The sequence below is a fragment of the Paenibacillus tianjinensis genome (genome assembly GCF_017086365.1).
Taxonomy (GTDB): Bacteria; Bacillota; Bacilli; order Paenibacillales; family Paenibacillaceae; genus Paenibacillus_AQ; species Paenibacillus_AQ tianjinensis.
Window position 1 is genome coordinate 5,671,803 of the sequence record NZ_CP070969.1, and the last position, 19,737, is coordinate 5,691,539.

17 protein-coding genes and 1 pseudogene are annotated in these 19,737 nt (G+C 47.0%); all 18 read right to left on the reverse strand.

Features of this window, described 5'->3' with window-relative positions; all coding sequences use genetic code 11:
- Positions 1–8: 8 nt before the first annotated feature.
- The gene (gene ligA, locus JRJ22_RS26465; protein ID WP_206102185.1) at positions 9–2,021 is read right to left on the reverse strand and encodes an NAD-dependent DNA ligase LigA; all 2,013 of its coding nucleotides are present in this window, start codon (positions 2,019–2,021) and stop codon (positions 9–11) included.
- A gap of 160 nt (positions 2,022–2,181) precedes the next feature.
- Positions 2,182–4,542 (reverse strand): DNA helicase PcrA, encoded by a 2,361-nt coding sequence (pcrA, locus tag JRJ22_RS26470; RefSeq protein ID WP_206102186.1) that lies wholly within the window; start codon positions 4,540–4,542, stop codon positions 2,182–2,184.
- Positions 4,543–4,579: 37 nt separating this feature from the next.
- On the reverse strand, positions 4,580–5,290 hold the full coding sequence (gene pcrB / locus JRJ22_RS26475) for a heptaprenylglyceryl phosphate synthase (RefSeq protein ID WP_456299723.1): 711 nt from the start codon (positions 5,288–5,290) through the stop codon (positions 4,580–4,582).
- A gap of 165 nt (positions 5,291–5,455) precedes the next feature.
- A complete protein-coding gene (locus JRJ22_RS26480) occupies positions 5,456–6,322 on the reverse strand; it encodes a phosphatidylinositol-specific phospholipase C/glycerophosphodiester phosphodiesterase family protein (RefSeq protein WP_206102188.1) in 867 nt (288 codons plus the stop codon).
- A 96-nt stretch (positions 6,323–6,418) separates the two neighbouring features.
- Positions 6,419–7,819 carry an undecaprenyl-phosphate glucose phosphotransferase gene (locus JRJ22_RS26485; protein ID WP_206102189.1) on the reverse strand — a complete coding sequence of 467 codons (1,401 nt, stop codon included), beginning with the start codon at positions 7,817–7,819 and terminating at the stop codon, positions 6,419–6,421.
- Entirely contained in the window at positions 7,816–8,769 is a 954-nt protein-coding gene (locus JRJ22_RS26490; protein ID WP_206102190.1) for a glycosyltransferase family 2 protein, read from the reverse strand. The genes JRJ22_RS26485 and JRJ22_RS26490 overlap by 4 nt, the downstream gene beginning before the upstream one ends.
- 163 nt (positions 8,770–8,932) lie before the next feature.
- Positions 8,933–9,973, reverse strand: a complete 1,041-nt coding sequence (locus tag JRJ22_RS26495; RefSeq protein ID WP_332461351.1) for a glycosyltransferase family 2 protein — start codon at positions 9,971–9,973, stop codon at positions 8,933–8,935.
- Between the two features lie 216 nt (positions 9,974–10,189).
- Complete coding sequence (rfbD, locus tag JRJ22_RS26500) at positions 10,190–11,053, reverse strand: dTDP-4-dehydrorhamnose reductase (RefSeq protein ID WP_206105318.1); 864 nt, start codon at positions 11,051–11,053, stop codon at positions 10,190–10,192.
- An 8-nt stretch (positions 11,054–11,061) separates the two neighbouring features.
- The gene (rfbB, locus tag JRJ22_RS26505; protein WP_206102191.1) at positions 11,062–12,084 is read right to left on the reverse strand and encodes a dTDP-glucose 4,6-dehydratase; all 1,023 of its coding nucleotides are present in this window, start codon (positions 12,082–12,084) and stop codon (positions 11,062–11,064) included.
- A gap of 35 nt (positions 12,085–12,119) precedes the next feature.
- Positions 12,120–12,278, reverse strand: a pseudogene (locus JRJ22_RS26510) (dTDP-4-dehydrorhamnose 3,5-epimerase family protein); the annotation flags it as partial.
- 3 nt (positions 12,279–12,281) lie between these two features.
- Positions 12,282–13,211: a glycosyltransferase family 2 protein gene (locus tag JRJ22_RS29835; RefSeq protein ID WP_206102192.1), complete on the reverse strand. Its 930-nt coding sequence runs from the start codon at positions 13,209–13,211 to the stop codon at positions 12,282–12,284.
- 23 nt (positions 13,212–13,234) lie between these two features.
- A complete protein-coding gene (locus JRJ22_RS26520; protein ID WP_206102193.1) occupies positions 13,235–14,146 on the reverse strand; it encodes a transketolase family protein in 912 nt (303 codons plus the stop codon).
- A complete protein-coding gene (locus JRJ22_RS26525; RefSeq protein ID WP_206102194.1) occupies positions 14,143–14,931 on the reverse strand; it encodes a transketolase in 789 nt (262 codons plus the stop codon). The genes JRJ22_RS26520 and JRJ22_RS26525 overlap by 4 nt, the downstream gene beginning before the upstream one ends.
- A gap of 14 nt (positions 14,932–14,945) precedes the next feature.
- The gene (locus JRJ22_RS26530) at positions 14,946–15,815 is read right to left on the reverse strand and encodes an NAD-dependent epimerase/dehydratase family protein (RefSeq protein WP_206102195.1); all 870 of its coding nucleotides are present in this window, start codon (positions 15,813–15,815) and stop codon (positions 14,946–14,948) included.
- Between the two features lie 49 nt (positions 15,816–15,864).
- Positions 15,865–16,968: a CDP-glucose 4,6-dehydratase gene (gene rfbG, locus JRJ22_RS26535; protein ID WP_232380962.1), complete on the reverse strand. Its 1,104-nt coding sequence runs from the start codon at positions 16,966–16,968 to the stop codon at positions 15,865–15,867.
- Positions 16,941–17,738, reverse strand: coding sequence for a glucose-1-phosphate cytidylyltransferase (gene rfbF, locus JRJ22_RS26540; RefSeq protein ID WP_206102196.1), 798 nt, complete (start codon positions 17,736–17,738; stop codon positions 16,941–16,943). Before rfbF ends, rfbG begins: the two co-directional genes overlap by 28 nt.
- 16 nt (positions 17,739–17,754) lie before the next feature.
- Positions 17,755–19,320: a lipopolysaccharide biosynthesis protein RfbH gene (gene rfbH, locus JRJ22_RS26545; protein ID WP_206102197.1), complete on the reverse strand. Its 1,566-nt coding sequence runs from the start codon at positions 19,318–19,320 to the stop codon at positions 17,755–17,757.
- Positions 19,321–19,330: 10 nt separating this feature from the next.
- Positions 19,331–19,714, reverse strand: coding sequence for a GtrA family protein (locus JRJ22_RS26550; protein WP_206102198.1), 384 nt, complete (start codon positions 19,712–19,714; stop codon positions 19,331–19,333).
- Positions 19,715–19,737: the final 23 nt, after the last annotated feature.

Here is a 19,737-nt window from a genome sequence, read left to right on the forward strand (position 1 = left end):
TGGCCAGCTTACATTTCAAGCAGCCGGATCAGTTCCTCTTCATCCTCAATAACCTCTATACCGAGCTGCTGTGCCTTGGCCAGCTTACTGCCCGCCTTTTCCCCGGCAATGACCAGGTCTGTCTTCTTGGAGACACTTCCGGATACCTTGGCACCCAGTGCCTCCAGACGTTCAGCCGCTTCCTCCCGGGTTAGCTTCTGCAGCGAACCGGTTAAGACGACCGTTTTGCCGCTGAAGAAGGAGTTGGTATTGACCTGGCGCGGGGCTTCAGGAGCCTTAGCCTCTACGCCCAGGTTCAGCATACGGTTGATGCTGGTGGCCACAAACGGATCCGCAAAAAAGTTCACGATGCTCTCAGCCACAATTCCGCCGATATCCGGCAGACCCGCCAGATCCTCTGCGGTTGCATTCATTACTGCTTCCAAACTGCGGTAATGCTCGGCCAGCATCCGGGTTGTCGCTTTGCCGGTATTCGGGATACCCAGAGCGTACAGGAATGAAGCGAGATCACGCCCCTTGCTTTCCTCCAGCGCTTTGATCAGATTATCTGCTTTCTTCTCCCCGAAGCGGTCCAGCTTCACCAGCTGCTCGAAGGTCAGCTCATATAAATCAGCCGGCTCACGTACACCTAATTCCTCATGCAGCTGTCCGGCAGTCTTCTCGCTGAACGTCTCAATATCCATTGCATCACGGGAAGCAAAATGGGTAATCCGGCTGATAATCTGCGGTTTACAGTCCAGCTTGTTGTTGCAGAACAGATGCGCTCCGCGCATTTCCAGCGGGAACCCGCAGGCAGGACAATTTTCCGGGAAGATGATCTCCCCGCCGTCACTTTCTTCGGTTACTTTGCCGAGAATTTCCGGAATGACATCATTGGAGCGCCGGATAAAGACCCGTGTCCCCAGCGCGTACTTAAGATTCTTGCGTTCGATATCTCCCACATTGTTAAGTGTACAGTTCTGGACGGTAACACCTGCCAGTTCGACTGCCTCTACACGCGCAAGCGGAGTGACTTTGCCGGTACGGCCTACATTCCAGCTGACCGACTCCAAAATGGTTGTCGTTTCTTCCGCCTCGAACTTGTAGGCCACTGCCCAGCGTGGAAACTTATCCGTGTAACCCAGCGCTTCGCGGATCCGGAAGTCGGTCACTTTGATAACCGCACCATCGATCAGATAATCAAGGCCGGAACGGCTCGCTTCAATCTCGGCCAGCTGCTCGGTAACCTCATCGAACTGATCGAAATAGGTGAGATAAGGGTTCACCTTGAAACGGTTGCTCCGCAGGAAAGCCATCATCTCCTGATGGTCGGCAAACTGTACCCCTTCGGCATAACCCACATTATAAAAGAAAGCATTCAGCCTGCGCTCTGCTGTAGTCTTCGGATTCAGATTGCGCAGTGCACCTGCGGCTCCGTTACGGGCATTCTTCAGCGGCTCGGCTGCACGGGTATTGTAGTCGGCCAGCACGGACAGATTCATGATCCCTTCACCCTGGACTTCAATCAGGCCCTCCTTGAAGGGAATGGTGAGCGGAACCGATTTGATGGTCTTCACCTGAGCGAGAATCCCTTCACCCGTCACCCCGTTACCTCTGGTTGCAGCCTGTACAAGCACACCATCACGATAGGTCAGATTAAGGGTCAACCCGTCGAATTTCAGTTCTACCGCATAGCAAGGCTCCGGCAGCGGTGTCTCAGGATTCTTCGTATTATAATCGTTCACCAGCTTCAGCACCCGGGCATTCCAGCTACGCAGCTGCTCGATGTTCTGCGCCTTATCCAGGCTCCATAAAGGCGCAAGATGCCGGTGCGGGGTGAATCCCTTCAGCAGCTCGCCTCCTACACGCTGGGTTGGAGAATCAGGGAGCACAATGCCGCTCTCTGCTTCAAGCTGAACCAGCTTATCATATAGAACATCATATTCCTTGTCGCTGATCTGCGGCGCATCCAAGGTGTAATAGTGGTAATTGTACTGATTCAGCTCTGCCACGAGCTCTTCCATGGTATGCATAACGTCCATCCGGGCGTATCCCTCCGTCATAAGGATAATATCTACAAGATGAACTTAAGAATGAAGCAGCGGAGCTAGATCACATTCTTAAGTTCACGTTCTACAGCATGTGAATGACACATCTACTACTCTTTATATTCTAAAAATGCATTCGCTATCCCTGGCCGGATTATTCGACCTTGGTGATCGGGGCGAACCCGGCAAGCAGCCGCTTCACACCCACCGGTGCCGGAAAAGCGATCTGCAGCTCCGTATCGTTGCCGCTGCCCTTGACGGACACAATGGTGCCGGTGCCCCATTTGCCGTGGGCCACCTTGTCGCCCGCCTTGTAGTCACCGGCCGCCGCGGCCGCCCCTCCCGTAGCGCGCTGCGCGCCTGCTCCGGTCGTCACGGTCACGCGTCCTGCGCCAGGCACAGCGGACGCGGTACTGCCGCCTAGGCTGGCGCTCTGCCCGCCAGCCGGCGCAGTGCCGGCACCGCCTGTAGCGCGGCCGCCGAAGTTCCCCCGGCCGCCGCCGCCGAAGCCGCGGCCGCCATAGGCACCGCCAACCTCCGCGCCGCCGCGCCGGAAGCGGTCCGATTCCCGGGCGGTATCTTCCTTGAGCTCCTCCGGAATCTCCTCCAGGAAGCGGGACGGCGCATTGGCGGTCGTCCGTCCGAACAGCGTGCGCATTCTTGCGCAGCTGAGGAACAGCTGCTTCTCCGCACGTGTAATGCCTACATAAGCCAGCCGGCGTTCCTCTTCCAATTCATCATTGTCCTGGAAAGCACGGCTATGCGGGAATACCCCTTCTTCCATCCCGATGATGAAGACTGTCGGGAACTCCAGCCCCTTCGCGCTGTGCATGGTCATCAGTACCACGGCATCGCTGCGTTCCTCATCATCATTCACACTGTCAATATCCGCAATCAGCGCCAGATCAGTAAGGAAGGAGACCAGCGACTTGTCTTCATTATTTTTCTCAAACTCCATCGTCACCGACAGGAACTCATCGATATTCTCCAGGCGGGAGCGGGATTCGAGGGTGTTCTCATTTTGCAGCTCCAGCCGGTATTGCGACATCTCCAGAATTTTCTCAGTCAGTTCGGTCACTGACAGGAACTCTACCATCCGGTGCAGCGCTTCGATCATATCGTAAAACTCCACCAGTGCATTCCGCGTCCGGCCGGCAAAGCCGAGATCGTCCACTGTCTGCAGTACCCGGAATATCGAAACACCGCGTTCTGCTGCCGCTACAGCAAGCTTGCCGATTGTAGTATCTCCCAGACCGCGCTTAGGTACATTGATAATCCGCGCCAAGCTGATATCATCATCAGGATTGGACAAGAGTCGCAGATAAGCCAGAAGGTCCTTGATTTCTTTACGGTCATAGAACTTAATCCCGCCGACAATCTGATACGGAATATCCGATTTGATCAGAATTTCTTCTATTACACGGGATTGGGCATTGGTACGGTATAGAATTGCGTGATTCTGATAGGCCTGGCCCTGCTTAACGTTCTTGCTGATTTCACCGGTAACAAAATATCCCTCATCATGCTCGGAATCCCCGCGGAACACCTTGATCTTGGCTCCTTCGTCCGAATCCGTCCACAGCTTCTTCGGCTTACGGCCGGTGTTCAGCGCAATAACGCCATTGGCGGCGTTCAGAATATTGGAGGTCGAGCGGTAGTTCTGCTCCAGCAGAATGGTCGTGGCTTCCGGATAATCCTCTTCAAAGTTTAGAATGTTGGTAATATCCGCTCCGCGCCAGCGGTAGATGGACTGGTCGCTGTCTCCGACGACGCAAATCCGGTGATGGCTGTCCGCAAGCATGCGGCAGAGCATGTACTGCGCCCGGTTCGTATCCTGATACTCATCGACATGAATGTACTTAAATTTCTTCTGGTAGAAATCAAGCACCTCAGGCACTTCCTCGAACAATTGAATCGTCTTCATAATCAGGTCGTCAAAATCCAGCGAGTTGTTGCTTCTCAGCCGCTGCTGGTACTTGGTATACACCTTAGCGACAAGCCCTTCGAAATAATCTCCGATCTTCTGCTCATACTGTGCCGGTGTAATCAGTTCATTCTTGTTCGTACTGATTACTGCCTGGACCGCTTTGGGCTCAAACTTCTTGGTGTCGATATTCAGATCCTTCATACAGTTGCGGATAACAGACAATTGGTCCGTAGAATCGAGAATAGAAAAATTGGAGGTGAACCCGATCCGTTCAATATCCTTGCGCAGAATCCGCACACACATCGAGTGGAAGGTGGATACCCAGATATCCCGCCCCTCCGGGCCGACCAGCTTGGAGACACGCTCCTGCATTTCGCGGGCTGCTTTATTCGTAAAGGTAATCGCCAGGATCGCCCAAGGCGGCGCTTTACGGTTCGCAATCAGCCAGGCAATGCGGTGGGTAAGCACGCGCGTCTTACCGCTGCCCGCTCCGGCCATAATCAAGAGAGGTCCTTCGGTGGTTTCTACAGCCTGGCGCTGTGGGGGATTGAGCCGGCTTACGGCGTCCTGTATGTTAATAAGTTGCATGTGTGACATGCTCCTTTCCAATATAAGCTTTATATAGCTAATCTAATTGAATCTTCGGTGTCTGCTTAACAGCCTGCACGGTGAACAGCGCCTGCTGCACATCCCGGTAAATAATATTGCCTACAACGACGGTATCGCAAAGGGCAGCCGCCTGCTCAGCCTCAGCCTCGCCGGTAATTCCGCCTCCGTAAAAAAGCTGGCTGTTCTCCACCGTCTCCCTGACTTCCCGCACCGTCTCCATATTGCCGAACGTCCCGCTATATTCGATGTAAACGACCGGCAGCTGCATCAGCTTGTCCGCGATCTGCGCATACGCCGCAGCCCCGCGCGCGCTTAAGCGGCTGTCTGCGCCCGTAAGACGGGCTACAGATGAGTCCTCATTCAAGACAATGTACCCTTCTGTAAGCAGCAACTCCCACGGGATCAGGCTGCCAAAACGCTCTATCGCCTTGCGGTGGTGTCCGAAAATCCACTCCGTGTCAGAAGTATTCAGTACCATAGGAATCATATATAAATCAAATCCCGGCACGGCCGCTTCCAGATTTGAAACCTCCAGTGCACAGGGAAGCTCATACTGCCGCACTCTGGCAAGCAGCCGGGTGGTATTCTCATAAGTAACGCCAGTGGACCCGCCTACGAGAATGGCATCGGTACCGGAACAGCAAATGGCTTCCAGCTCCTGATCACCAAGCTCACGGTCCGGGTCCAGCTTGAATACATGCCGCCACGGCTGTATTGATTGCCGTATTTCATTCATCCATCGTCCATCCTCACCAATTTATCTAGACTGATGCCAAGCCAAAAACACTCCCGCCACCGCAAAAACCGTAACTCTAGTCTATGCCAGCACAAAGGGGAGTGTCAATTTAAAGCAGGGAAAAATACGAACATTTTTTCGCGTTTTGAGGATCCATTAGCGCAATCCCCGAATCCCGTCCAAGTCATCCTCCGAGACAAAATCGGTATAAAATCCGTCCACACCCATCCGGGACAGCTTTGTAATCTCCTGTTCATCATTGAGCGTATGCACATATACGCGGGCTCCGGCCCGTTTCAGCTTCCGGACAAAGCTCTTGGAGGCTCTGGTAACCGGCATCGTAATCTCCACCCCCGTATCCTTAACGAAAGCAAGCACCTGTTCATCACTATCCTGGGATTGATACAGAGTATAAATCACCTCCGGAAAAGCATATACCTTATTTACTACGTCCAGCATGTCACGGCTGTAAATTTGCGGAACAATCCGCTCCAGCAGCGAAGGATCTTTGCGCTTAGCAGCTTCAACAATAAGTCTAAACTGTCTGGTTACCAGCTCGGGGTCATGCTCCTTTGTATCCGTCACAATATAAGCATCCGGGTAAGCAATCATCAGATCCATAATCTTATCAATGTCTAGCGGAGAATACAGTTCAAGGATCGGGCTGTCCATTACTTCATTGTAACTAAGCACCGTACCTTGTTTGGCTGCAGGAAGCACATCAAGCTGACCGAGCAGCTTACTCATATTGCCGGTCCACTCATGACGGGCAATCAGCTTATTGTCTGTTGTAAGCAGTAAATCCGTTTCAAACAGCCTGCTTCCCTGCTCATAATTAGCAACAAAAGCATCGAGGGTATTCGTATACGTATGACCGTTAATCCCGCCCATCGCATGGGCAATGATCCGGTATGCTGTAAAGCCGGTTGCCGGTTCTTCTTCCTTGGGCCATAGGGTAATCACGAGTAAAAGTATAAGTGCAGCAACCATGATGACTGACGCTGTTAGCTTTCTTTTATCCATAATAGAGGGTTTCCTTTGCCGGGTGTAGTGTAGAAAAAGCAAAAACGGCTGTAGCCTTATAGAAGGATGGCAACCGTTTCTATGGAAGATATAAAATTAATAGGCATTTTTGAAGCCGTTGCGGATCGTTCTGACAATAATCCGGATATCGAACAGCAGCGACCAGTTTTCGATATAGAAAATATCATGCTTGATCCGCTCTTCAATCGAAGTATCGCCGCGCAGGCCATTGCTCTGTGCCCAGCCGGTAATTCCCGGGCGCACATGATGCTTGACCATATATTTCGGAATTTCATCACGAAACTGCTCTACATAAAACGGACGTTCGGGCCGCGGACCCACCACACTCATCTGCCCCAGCAGCACATTAAAGAACTGCGGCAGCTCATCCAGGCTGGTCCGGCGGATAAAGGTTCCGAACCGGGTGCGGCGGGGATCTTCCTTCGTGCTCCACCCGGTATCCTCTTCCCCATCCGTCTGCATCTTCATCGAACGGAATTTGTACATCATAAAGTTGCGCCGGTTGAGTCCTACACGCTCCTGCTTGAAGATAACCGGTCCAGGTGAGGTAACCCGCACACCCAGTGCTACAATAAGCATTACAGGAGACATCATAATTATGGCGAACAGCGAGAATACAATATCAAACGCCCGCTTGGCCAGCTTATTCCCCGTCATATCCAGCGGAATATCCCGCACATTGATCATCGGCATCCCGGCAAAATTGTCGAAGTAAGGACGGGCCGGCAGGTAGTCGAAGAAATCAGGGATGATTAGCGTCCGCACACCCGCCTTTTCGCAGGCGGCAATAATTGCCGGATACTTGGAGTGGGCATCCAGCGGAAGCGCCAGGATCACCTCATCCACAGGCAGCATCTCAAGCATTCCTGGAAGCTCATCGACCGTACCCAGAATCGGCTTAAAGCGCTGTTCTTCGATACCGTCCCATTTGTGGTAGTCATCCAGGAACCCGATCGTCTCATATCCCAGCTCCGGGTATTGCACGAGATTATTATAGAATCTTTTACCCAGAGTACCGGCCCCTATAATCAGGACAAATTGGCGGTTGTAGCCTTTTTCCCGTAGCGATTTCAGCATTGACTTCAGCACATAACGGTACAGCATGATGGATAAAATATTGAAGCCCATATAAATGGCCAGATATTGACGGGAAACATCGATTTCCTTCAGGAAAAACATCACGCCAAGCAGGATGAAGATAGCCATCACGTGCACTTGAAAAATTTTGAGGAATTCATCGACAAAACGTTTCTTGCGCTTCGGCAGATACAGAGACAGCACAATCCCGATCAACACAGCAATCACGGCGTACATTATGCTCCAATAAGCATACGATTCTACCGGAAGCGTATTATAGGATTCCAGCAAACCGCTCTTAAACTTCAGCCACCACGCTGCCAGAAAAGACAGCTGAATTACCAGAAAGTCGGTAACCATATACAGCTGGGTCAAAAACTTCTGATTACGGCGGATCATAATCTCACCTCAGCCTTCGATTCAATCTGTGGTCCGGCTTCTCCGGAAACCGTTAAGCTCTGTGCCGGAGACGGTACTGCGCGCGGGATAATCAGCGCATTACGCAGCAGCGACAACATAAATTTCACACCCACTCCGGCATATACCGCTCCATTAATTATACTGTTGTATTGCCTGCTATAATGCTTGCGGTGAAATAATATCATCGCTCTATGAAACTCATACACGATCTTAAACGGCCTGCGCCGCGCACTGCCGCCCTTCAGATGAATGATCGATGTCTGCGGATAGTAGTAGATTCCCCAGCCGGCTTCTTTAATCCGGTAGCACCAGTCCAAGTCTTCACCGTACATAAAAAACTCTTCATCAAGCCCGCCCACCTGGTCAATCGTCTTCCGCCGGAGCAGCATGAATGCCCCGACTAAACAATCAACGGGGTATGCCTGATCCGGATCTAAGTAGCCTAACTGATATCCATTAAATTTGGGGTTGTCCGGAAACAGCTTGCTGAAGCCAAAAGCATAATAGAACGATGCGGAAGGCGTGGGGAATCCTCTCTTGCAGGCCTTATCCAGCGAACCATCCGGCAAAATCACCTTACAGCCCGAAGCCCCGAGATCCGGACGGCTATCCATGAAGGAAACCATGGTCTCCAGTGTATCCCGGCGGATCACCGTATCGGAATTAAGCAGCAGCACATAACGTCCGGAGGCAACCTCCATCCCTTGGTTATTGCCGCGGGCGAATCCGACATTCTCGCCATTAGCGATCAGCAGCACATCCGGAAACTCTGCGCTGATCTTCTCTACCGAATCATCATGCGAATGATTGTCTATCAAAATGATCTCATAGGAATAGTTCGTATCCGATTCATATACCGACCTAATGCAGTCAAGCGTCAGGCGGCATGTGTTGTAATTGAGGATTAATATACTAACATCTACATTCACTGCACTACGCTCCTGACAAATATAGTAATCTATCGACAATTATTATAGCACAAAAACCTCCCTGGTAGGCAGAGGCTGTTAGGGAGGTTTTTACATTTATGATTCTGTGATTCCAAAATATAAATTAGATGACGCGGATAATTACACTGCGGGTTACCCACGGTTACTTGTGGCGCTGTCTCTCTGCAGCCATCTTTTGTATATACCGGCGTTTGCGCTTCAAGTCCGCACGCTGTTCCCGGTAGGATGACCAGGCTGAGATGAGCTTAGGTTCTTTGAGCAGCATATATCCGTGTGCAGCAATCTCATACGGCAGGGAGCAGATCAAAGTCAGCAGTAACGTCCGGGCACGTTCGTTTTTATAAATCATTTTATAGCGGTTAATATAAGAGATTCTCCGGATAAACATCGACTTCCCGCCCCGTCCGGCTGTCTTCCAGCCGCGTTCATGAAAGCCAATCGCTTCAGCATCAAAGTATGCCAGCCACCCGAACAGCTCTGCCCGCCACGCCACATCAACATCTTCTTTATAGGCAAAGAAATCTCCGTCAAAAAATTCGCCGCCTACGCTGATATCCTCAATCATCCGCCGGGAATACATTGCTGCGGCACCGGATACTCCGAATACGGCCCCCGACTCCATCCAATTCACCGAAGGCTCTCCTGCGCCACGGTCAAACGCCCGGCGGGCCTTATTCATTCTTAGTCCTGTGCTGTCTACAAGTGAGGGATCTGCCTTCAGCAATAGTTTGCCTGTCGCACTCCCGATCCGGGGATTGTCTTCCATATGTTTGACGAGCCTTGATACATAATCGGGTGCTAGCGTCAAATCCGGATTCAGCACCAGCACATAATCAGTATTCGTAGCGGCAATAGCCTGGTTATGGGCAGGGGCGAAGCCAGTATTGAGGTTATTTTCCAGGAGCATGAGTTTAGGCAGATATGCACGGAGAACACCTTCAGAGTTGTCGAGGGTGGCGCCAGTGCTGCTAAACCCTCCCTGGTTGGCTGCACGAAATTCTTCCTCCATCCCGCGGTAAAACCCACTCACGGTTTGGGCAGAACCGTCCACTGAGGCATTATCCACTACGACAATTTGCTCAATCGGGTAATCCTGGGCAAGCACTGCTGCAAGGCATTCTGCGATATCCTCCGCGCTGTTATAGGTAACGATATGTACACTGACTGTATTGTGGTTCATCATGTCATAACTACCCCGAATCTTGAATTCAATATTAAGCTTAAGTCAATGCATCGTAAGCTGACTCTCACCATTATAACGAAAATGGGATAAGCCCGCTATTCGCAGGTTCATGCTTAAACAACCTAATTAGAAAGTTCGTCCTCCTACAAAAAACTCCCAAGCCACGTAACGGCCCAGGAGTTCTAAAGTTATATTTTCGTATAAGGATTAAGAATCCTACTCCTTAAGCTCCAACAAAAAGTCTCTCAGCCCTTCGCGCCATGGCCGGATATCCTGGAACCCGTTTGTACGGATGGATAAATGCTCCATAACAGAGTAGCGGGGGCGCGGCGCCGGACGCGGAAACTGTTCTGTGGCACAAGGTTCAAGCTTCGCCGTAAATTTAAGGCCAAGAAGCTCTTCCGCTTCCGCGAAGATTACTTGTGTAAATTCAAACCAGGTGCAGGATTCACTGTTAGAGGCGTGGTACACACCATACTTTTCAGTCTGAATCAGCTCCAGCAGGAAGTTAGCCAAATCTACGGTATAGGTCGGAGAACCAGTTTGGTCATTCACCACTTGCAATAGCGGCTTTTCCTGTCCCAGCTTCAGCATAGTTTTCACGAAGTTGTTACCATATTTACCATACACCCAGGAGGTACGGACAATAAAATACTTAGAGGAAAGGGACTGCACCAGAATTTCTCCAGCCCGTTTCGATTTGCCGTAAATGCTCTTAGGATCGGTATTATCATATTCATGATAAGGCTGGGTGCCCATACCGTCAAAAACATAATCCGTACTAATGTACACCAGCTTAGCTCCTGCCTTTTCGGCAGCAAGGGCCACATTTCGGCTACCGGTAGCATTGATTACATAAGCTGCATCAATGTCAGTCTCCGCCGCATCGACAGCAGTATGGGCAGCGCAATGAATGACTGCATCCGGACGGAAGCCGGAGATGATCTCTATACACTGATCCAGATCCGTAATGTCCATTTCCTGACGGTCGCAGCCAAGCACCTCATGTCCCTGCTTTTGCAGCAGTAGCACAAGGTCCTGCCCAAGCTGGCCGGCTGAACCTGTAACAAGTACTCTCATGTTAGACATTACAGCGAATCCCCCAAGCGGCTGCCGTATTGAAGCGCGGCATACTTCTGGTATTCTCCGGACTGGATACGGGTCCACCATTCCTTGTTGTTCAGGTACCATTGAATCGTTTCCTTAATCCCTGTCTCAAACGTATGCTTCGGCTTCCAGCCCAGTTCGTTTGTGATCTTGGTTGGATCGATGCCGTAGCGGCGGTCATGACCAGGACGGTCCTGCACATAGGTAATTAATGAATCTGGTTTACCCAGCTCCTGGAGCACTGTGTTCACAATATGCACGTTGGTGCGCTCGTTATTCCCGCCAATGTTATAGACTTCGCCGTTTACCCCTTCATGAATTACCAGATCAATTGCGCTGCAGTGGTCTTCAACATACAGCCAGTCACGGATATTCATTCCATCGCCATACACCGGCAGCGCCTGATCCGCCAGCGCACGTGAGATCATCAGCGGGATCAGCTTCTCCGGGAACTGGTAAGGGCCATAGTTATTGGAGCAGCGTGTAATATTAACCGGTAAGCCAAAGGTTTCATGGTAAGCACGCACCAGCAAATCCCCGCCCGCTTTGCTCGCGGAATAAGGGCTATTCGGAGTCAGCGGCGTTTCCTCGGTAAAGAGACCCGTCGCGCCCAGCGTTCCGTATACTTCATCCGTGGAGACCTGGACGAACTTCGTCACGCTGTATTTTTTCGCTGCATCCAAAAGCACCTGCGTCCCCAGCACATTCGTCTTCACAAACACATCCGGCTCCAAAATACTCCGGTCCACATGCGATTCCGCCGCAAAATTGACCACTACGTCAACGCCCTGGCTGAACAGCGCATCCATCGCCTGCACATCCGTAATGTCTGCTTTGGCAAACGTGTAGTTCGGGTTTCCTTCTACAGACTTCAAATTCTCTAGGTTCCCTGCATACGTCAGCGCGTCCACGTTGACGATCTTGTATTCCGGATGCTGCTGCAGCATGTATATTACGAAGTTGCTGCCGATAAAGCCGGCTCCGCCGGTAACGAGCAGTTTCATTTGTTTAGCCCACCTTTATGTTATATGAATAAGAGTTAATCGAAATTCAGTTCGGCATCCTTAAGCAGCGGATGACGCTGATCCTTGTCAGACAGCACAGGACTGGACACCGGCCAGTCGATGCCAAGCGCCGGATCATTCCATAATATGCCGCGATCATTCTCGGGGGAATAATATTCGTCCACTTTGTAAATTTATTAGAAGTTTATTCTCTCTTTCTCTACAACCAATGGCCTCTTTAAAACCTGGGTATGAATAGAGCCAATATATTCTCCAAGTATACCTATGAAGAACAACTGGACAGAGGAAAATAAAAACAACCCGATAATAAGCGGGGCTGTTCCTAAAGAAAAATAATTCCAAAAAATCAACTTAGCAAGCAAATAACCCAAAGCAACCAGCAAGCTTAATGCAGACATCCCAAATCCAAGCATTGCAGCTAATCTTAATGGGATTTTGGAGTGATTCGTAATACCAAGCATCGCAATATCATATAATGTATAAAAATTATTTTTAGTTATTCCTCGTTTTCTTGCAGGTTGCGTATACTCAATCTTATAACTTTCAAATCCAATGTCTGAAATAAGTCCTCTAAAGTAAGGATACGGATCATCAATTTCCTTTAAAATTTGAATAACTTGCTGATCATAAAGTCCAAATCCCGTATTATTTTTAGTTAACTCTATTTCAGAAACACGATTTATAAAGTTATAATACATCTTTCTAATCGCAAACATTACAGGACTTTCATGACTTTGTGTTTTTACGCCTAATACTACTTTGTATCCCTCTTCCCACTTTGCTACAAAGTCTCTAATCATTGTAGGAGGATCCTGCAAATCAGCTACCAGCAAAATAACAGCATCACCCTTAGCCTGCAACAACGCATGATAAGGAGAGCGTATGTGTCCAAAATTGCGTGAATTCACGATAATTTTAGTATTGGAATCATTTTCGGCAATTGCCTTTAGAATAGTCACGGTCTTGTCTTTAGAGGCGTTGTCGATGAAAATATGTTCATAAGTATATTCCGGCATTTCTGCAAAAACTGCCTTCACCTGTGTGTATAGTTCCAATACGTTTTCTTCTTCATTATAACAAGGTGTTACTATACTAATTGTTTTCATTAATGAATTCTCCTAATTACAAGTTATAACCAGTCAATCAGTTCTTGAATTTTATCTCCGTTCAAGATAATTTTGTTTCTTACAAATTCATGATCCCCAACAACATGAGAAAAGACATCCGGAATTCCGATTTTTTTGAATTTCACGCCTTTGCCGCTTTCCGCAATTACTTCAGATACCGCAGATGCCAATCCGCCAATAACATTATGTTCTTCTAGTGTAACTATAGGCATCCCCAGATTAATTACGTCTAATACTGCCTGGGTATCGAAAGGTTTCATCGTATGCATACTAATTAATGAACTTGAAACTCCCCTTAGTGCTAATTCCTTTGTCCATTTATGGCCTAATTCAAGCATGTTGCTGGTTGTAAAAATACATACATCCTGACCTTCAACAACTTCAACAGCCTTCCCAATTGTTAGAACGGCTTCTTGGGAATGAATTTTCGGCTCCCTATTTTTCCCCAAACGAATATACATCGGCCCTGAATGATTTACACTTTGGCTAATGATCGCTTCCACCTCAACAGGATCACCCGGACAGCATACTGTCATGTTGGGAAGACATCTCATTATTGCAATATCCTCAATGGAATGATGGGTTGCTCCAGCTGGACCATATGAAAATCCTGCTCCTACGCCTACCATTCTTACATTCGTATTCATATAAGCTAAATCAACCCGAACCTGTTCAAAACATCGCATGGTTACAAACGGGACAATACTGTATACATATACGATTTTACCCGACAGAGCCAACCCAGCCGCTACTCCAACCGCATTCTGTTCGGCAATTCCGACATTTAAAAACCTGTCCGGGAACCGGTCTCTAAACTTCTCCAGAACAGAAAACCCAATATCCGGCGTAATTAAAAAGATTCTATCATCCATTTCGGCCTGCCGAACCAATTCAGTAATGAACGTATCTCTCATAAGAAATCACCTAATTCATCATAAGCTATTTTAAGTTCATCGCCATTCGGCGACTTATAATGCCACTCTAATTTGTTCTCCATGAAAGAAACGCCTTTCCCTTTGATGCTGTGCGCGATAACAGCTTTAGGTTTTGTTTGCTCAATGCTGAGTACGTCTCTAATTTCCGCAAGATTATGTCCATCAATTTCATAGGTTTCCCAACCGAAGGAGCGCCAGCGCTCTGCCATGTTGGACTGGTCGATCACTTCGTTTGTCCAACCAAAGCTTTGCAGCTTATTATAATCAATGATTACCGTTAAGTTCTTAAGCTGTAGCGTAGCTGCAAGCATAACGGCCTCCCACACTGAGCCCTCGTTACATTCCCCATCTCCCAGCAGTACAAAAACCTCACCGGGATTTCCGCTTTGCCGGTTGGCAACAGCCATCCCGACTCCAATGGAAAGTCCGTGCCCAAGAGAGCCTGCCGAGGCTTCAATTCCCGGAACTGCTTCCATATCCAAGTGTCCAGGGAGCATGCCATTATTCACATAATACTGATCCAGATGCTCTTTTGGAAAGAATCCTCTTTCCGCAAGCGTAGCATATAGTGCTGCCCCCCCATGACCTTTACTTAAAATGAACTTGTCCCGGTGGCTCATTAACGGCTGCAACGGATCAATATTAAGCTTTTCGAAATATAACACATATAGAATATCTACAATGGACAAACAGGTCCCTACATGAGAAGACTTAGAATAATGAACCATATGCAATATTGACTTTCTTATATTATTTGTGATCATTATATTCTCCTAAGTTATAAGTTTCCGCGCATGACTTCCTTCAACCGGGTAATATCAGCTTCCCAAACTTTAGGCTCATGTAAACGTGGAGGCGCAGCGCTCCACGTAGGCTGAATATGGGCTTTACCGCTCTTCTCAGCTAAATACCAATAAAACTCTTCAATAGTCTGTTGTTTTCCAGAACCTACGTTTATAATTTCACCAGAATTATAATTAAGTTTAATTAGACTTAAATAGATATCAATGACATCTTCAATCGGTAAAAAATCTCTCACTGAAGATGGCCGTGAAAGCTTTGCACTTTCATTATTCTCCAGCGCACTTATGATACTAGGAAACAGCCTTGTGGAATCTTCATATTTTCCATATGGCGAAAACAAACGAAGGGTGCAGATCTTCATCTCAGTAGTCTGGCTGACCATTTTACAATAGTTTGTGGCTGCTAACTTCGTGATTCCATAAAGATTCACTGGTTCACAAAGATCTGTTTCCCGCATGGGCTGATCCTTTATTCCATATTCCGACGAACTTCCTGTATTGATAAATTGCTTCACATTATTTTTAGCAGCTTCATCAATAAGATTAATTGTGGCTGTCAGGTTAGTAGCAATCGTTAGTTCTTTATCGACTTGACTGGGAAAACCGCCATAGGTTGCAACATGATAAATGATATCAGGCTTTGCACTCTGAATTAAATTTGCTACTTCCTTCGGCTCTCTCAGATCCTCATAATAAACAGTTACTTGTCCCAGTACATCTTCGATCCGCCTAAAATCGGAGTTTTTTCTGGCAGTAATACTTACCTCATAGTCTGTATGATCGAGTATTCCCCTAACTAGATTTGAACCAACAAAGCCTGTCGCCCCGGTAACGAGAACCTTCATTCCTTCTACCTGCCTCGCTATATAATAGTAAAGATTTGTGAAGTATAACTCACCGCATTGCCAAGGAATATTCCTCGATCTGACGATAACAAACATCAATTATACTACTGTGTTGCTCATACTCTTTGTTCCATTCCACGATCTTATCTAATGCCGTTTCAAGATTCCACCGGGCACTCCAGCCTAATTCAGATACCGCCTTTGAACAATCCAGCTTTAAATACTTTGCTTCATGCACTTGAGGATTGGGATCGACCACATAATCTGCAGTTGCTCCCCATTTCGCACATAATTTCTTTACAATCCATTCCACCGGCTTGGCATCAACATCTTGAGGGCCGAAATTCCATGCATCGGCGTAAGCCTCTCCATCCTGATATAACTTCTCTGCCAGTAGCAAATAACCGCTTAGCGGCTCTAGAACATGCTGCCAGGGTCTGATTGAAAATGGATTGCGTATTTTTATGGATTCCTCATCTAAAAGCGAGGTTATGCAATCAGGGATTAATCGATCAGCTGCCCAATCGCCACCGCCTATCACATTCCCGGCTCTGGCTGAGGCCAAATATACCTTTCTGCCGTTAGGCATACAGTTAAAAAACGAGTTCCGGTAAGCGCTTGTCACAAGTTCCGAACATGCTTTGCTGCTCGAATACGGATCATGCCCGCCTAACGGTTCTGTTTCTCTATACCCCCAAACCCATTCTTTATTCTCGTAACATTTATCCGTCGTTACATTTATAACGCTGGTAACTGTATCGCAGCTTCTGACTGCTTCAAGAATATTAACAGTTCCCATTACATTTGTAGCATAAGTTTCTGCAGGAATATTATACGATTCTCTTACTAACGGCTGGGCTGCCAAGTGAAAAACAATCTCAGCCCGAGAAGATTGAAGCGCCAGCTTCAATCTTTCCCCATCTCTTATATCTCCGATTACACTTTCTTTCATCAAGCTATTAATATTGCAAAGTTCATATAGACTTGGGCTCGTATTAGGAGCTAGAGAATAGCCTGAAACTTCCGCTCCCATGGATGTCAGCCATAAACAAAGCCAAGAACCCTTAAATCCTGTATGCCCGGTTACAAAAACCTTCTTATTCTTCCAAAACACCTGATCAGCCATTATATATTCACCGACTCCATATTCCATGTTTTCCACGGAGCATTGCCCGACTTCCAAAGTTCTTCAAGATAATTGCGATCTCTTAAAGTATCCATCGGCTGCCAAAAGCCCTCGTGTTTGTATCCAACAAGTTCCCCGTCACTAGCCAGGCGCTCTAAAGGTTCTTTTTCAAACACGGTACTATCTTCATCTGCAATATAATCAAAAACCTCGGGTTGAAGAACAAAAAAGCCGGCGTTAATCCATGAACCATCACCCTTAGGCTTCTCCTGAAAACCTCTGACTTCATTATTTGCAGCAATATCCAGAGCACCAAAACGTCCGCTTGGCTGTACAGTAGTTACACTTGCAAGGCGTCCATGCAATTTATGCTGGCTAACAAGTTCAGATATATTCACATCTGAAACACCATCGCCGTAAGTAAGCATGAATGGCTCGTCTCCCACATACTTCTGGATTCTCTTTACTCTTCCCCCTGTCATTGTATCTACACCTGTATTTACAAGTGTAACCTTCCATGGCTCAGCGGTATGCGTATGAGTCACCAGCTGATTTTCATTAGTGAAATCAAAGGTGACATCTGATTCATGTAAGAAATAGTGGGCAAAGTATTCTTTAATATAAAACCCTTTGTACCCTAAACAAATAACAAAATCATTAAAGCCATGATGTGAATATAATTTCATAATGTGCCATAAAATTGGCTTTTGCCCAATTTCAATCATCGGTTTCGGTCTAAGATGGGATTCTTCGCTGATTCGTGTTCCATAACCACCTGCAAGAATGACTACCTTCATATGATTGCCTCCGAGTTTAAATTTTTGATAGCACAAAACTTCTGATCTTACTAATTACGTAATCAATTTTCTCATGAGTTAATCCAGGGTAAACCCCTACAAGAAATGTATCATGCATAATTTTATCCGTATTCTTCAAGTCACCGCTAATGCGATAGTTTACACCTACAAAAGCAGGCTGGCGTGTCAAATTACCCGCAAACAGCATACGTGTTTGAATGCGGTTAGCCTCTAAATATTCTACAATCTCATTTTTAGTGAACTTTGCACCATCTTGCACAGTCAGCATAAATCCAAACCAGCTAGGATCTGAATTTTCTGTAGCCCTTGGCAGGATGAAGTGCTCACCTAGATCCTTTAGGCCCTCATACAGGCGTCTAAAGTTTTCTTTGCGTGCTTGAGTAAATGTTGGAACTTTCTTAAGCTGTTCTACACCGATAGCAGCCTGCATTTCAGTTACGCGCAGATTGTACCCAATGTGAGAATACGTATATTTATGGTCATATCCATAAGGCAACGAACCCAGTTCCCATCCAAAGCGTTTATTACAGGTATTATCGCAACCCGACGGGCACCAGCAATCTCTGCCCCAATCTCTGAAAGATTCGATGATAGACTTGAGCAAGGCGTTGTTGGTGTATACGGCCCCGCCTTCCCCCATAGTCATATGGTGAGGAGGATAGAAACTGGATGTACCAATGTGGCCGTGGGTACCCGTCAATTTACCATTGAATTTAGACCCAAGCGCATCACAGTTATCTTCTACTACCCATAAATTATACTTCGCAGCGATTTCCATAACTTTATCCAGTTCAAAAGGATTCCCCATAGTATGGGCAACCATAATAGCTTTGGTTTTAGGCGTGATCGCTTCTTCTATACGATCTACAATGATGTTATAAGTCCCCAATTCTACATCAATAAAAACAGGAACAGCACCGTTCTGTACAATAGGCGTAACCGTTGTCGGGAACCCGGCTGCCACTGTAATTACTTCGTCACCCGGTTTAATCTGCCGGTCCTTCAGTTTCGGGGAGGTTAGCGCAGAAAAGGCTAACAGGTTAGCTGAAGACCCTGAATTGGTCAGTAACGCATATCGTACACCAAGAAACTCTGCGTATTCTTTTTCAAATTGCTTATTGTACCGGCCTGCGGTTAACCAAAAATCCAGAGAAGAATCGACAAGGCTCCGCATCTCTTTTTCATCGTAAACACGGCCGCCATAGGATACTGGAGTTGCTTCCGGGTCAAAGTTTTTGTTTTTGTCTGCGTGAAATTTTTCGTAATAGCCTTCAACCTTAGCCAAAATATCAAGTCTGAGGATTTTTTCCATATTTTCCGGTGAAATCGTTGAAAATAAAGTTCCGTCCCCAGAGTTCAAATATAGCTTTGAACGAATGTCTACACTTAACGTATTATCTAGTTCTGGAATCTGAATTTCGACATGGTGTTTTTCTGAAAATGGTGAAGCGGATGCCTCAAATATATTGTAGGCACCAAAAGAGTTACTATTTTCTTCATAAATCAATGCGTAAAGATTTGAATTACCGTTTAATTTAATGATATCTCCAATATTCAACATACTACACTCCTTAAGATTTTTTAGGATTAGCAAAACTCCAATATTTATGACCAGTATAACTAACAAGAGTAGTTATAAATAGTGCAAGCCCTTGTCCAATCAGCTTGTTCGTACCAATTCTATCAATAAACAAAGATAATAGTAATAAATTAACAAAAAAAGTGATTGCGTAGACGGAAATAAATCTAACTATGCTTTTAAAACTTATTTTGTTCATGGTAAAGGTCCATTTATTATTCCAGATATAACTATGAGCAACACCAATGATATGAGAAGTAATTAGTGCTTGCAAGTAATTGTTGTTAATAAAATGAAGATAAATAGCATAAACCCCAAAACCAACAATAGTGTTTAAAATGCCGACAATAATAAATCTATATGTTTGAGTATACATAAACCACCTCTTTTAACCTGTAT

Coding starts and splice junctions, on each gene's coding strand:
- JRJ22_RS26480 (WP_206102188.1), bottom strand. CDS start 6,322: ATGGATAAAAGAAAGCTAACAGCGTCAGTCATCATGGTTGCTGCACTT.
- JRJ22_RS29835 (WP_206102192.1), bottom strand. CDS start 13,211: ATGAAAACAATTAGTATAGTAACACCTTGTTATAATGAAGAAGAAAAC.
- pcrA (WP_206102186.1), bottom strand. CDS start 4,542: ATGCAACTTATTAACATACAGGACGCCGTAAGCCGGCTCAATCCCCCA.
- JRJ22_RS26520 (WP_206102193.1), bottom strand. CDS start 14,146: ATGAGAGATACGTTCATTACTGAATTGGTTCGGCAGGCCGAAATGGAT.
- JRJ22_RS26525 (WP_206102194.1), bottom strand. CDS start 14,931: ATGATCACAAATAATATAAGAAAGTCAATATTGCATATGGTTCATTAT.
- JRJ22_RS26485 (WP_206102189.1), bottom strand. CDS start 7,819: ATGATCCGCCGTAATCAGAAGTTTTTGACCCAGCTGTATATGGTTACC.
- rfbD (WP_206105318.1), bottom strand. CDS start 11,053: ATGAGAGTACTTGTTACAGGTTCAGCCGGCCAGCTTGGGCAGGACCTT.
- JRJ22_RS26550 (WP_206102198.1), bottom strand. CDS start 19,714: ATGTATACTCAAACATATAGATTTATTATTGTCGGCATTTTAAACACT.
- rfbB (WP_206102191.1), bottom strand. CDS start 12,084: ATGAAACTGCTCGTTACCGGCGGAGCCGGCTTTATCGGCAGCAACTTC.
- rfbG (WP_232380962.1), bottom strand. CDS start 16,968: ATGGAATATGGAGTCGGTGAATATATAATGGCTGATCAGGTGTTTTGG.
- rfbF (WP_206102196.1), bottom strand. CDS start 17,738: ATGAAGGTAGTCATTCTTGCAGGTGGTTATGGAACACGAATCAGCGAA.
- JRJ22_RS26495 (WP_332461351.1), bottom strand. CDS start 9,973: ATGATGAACCACAATACAGTCAGTGTACATATCGTTACCTATAACAGC.
- rfbH (WP_206102197.1), bottom strand. CDS start 19,320: ATGTTGAATATTGGAGATATCATTAAATTAAACGGTAATTCAAATCTT.
- JRJ22_RS26530 (WP_206102195.1), bottom strand. CDS start 15,815: ATGAAGGTTCTCGTTACCGGGGCGACAGGCTTTGTTGGTTCAAATCTA.
- ligA (WP_206102185.1), bottom strand. CDS start 2,021: ATGGACGTTATGCATACCATGGAAGAGCTCGTGGCAGAGCTGAATCAG.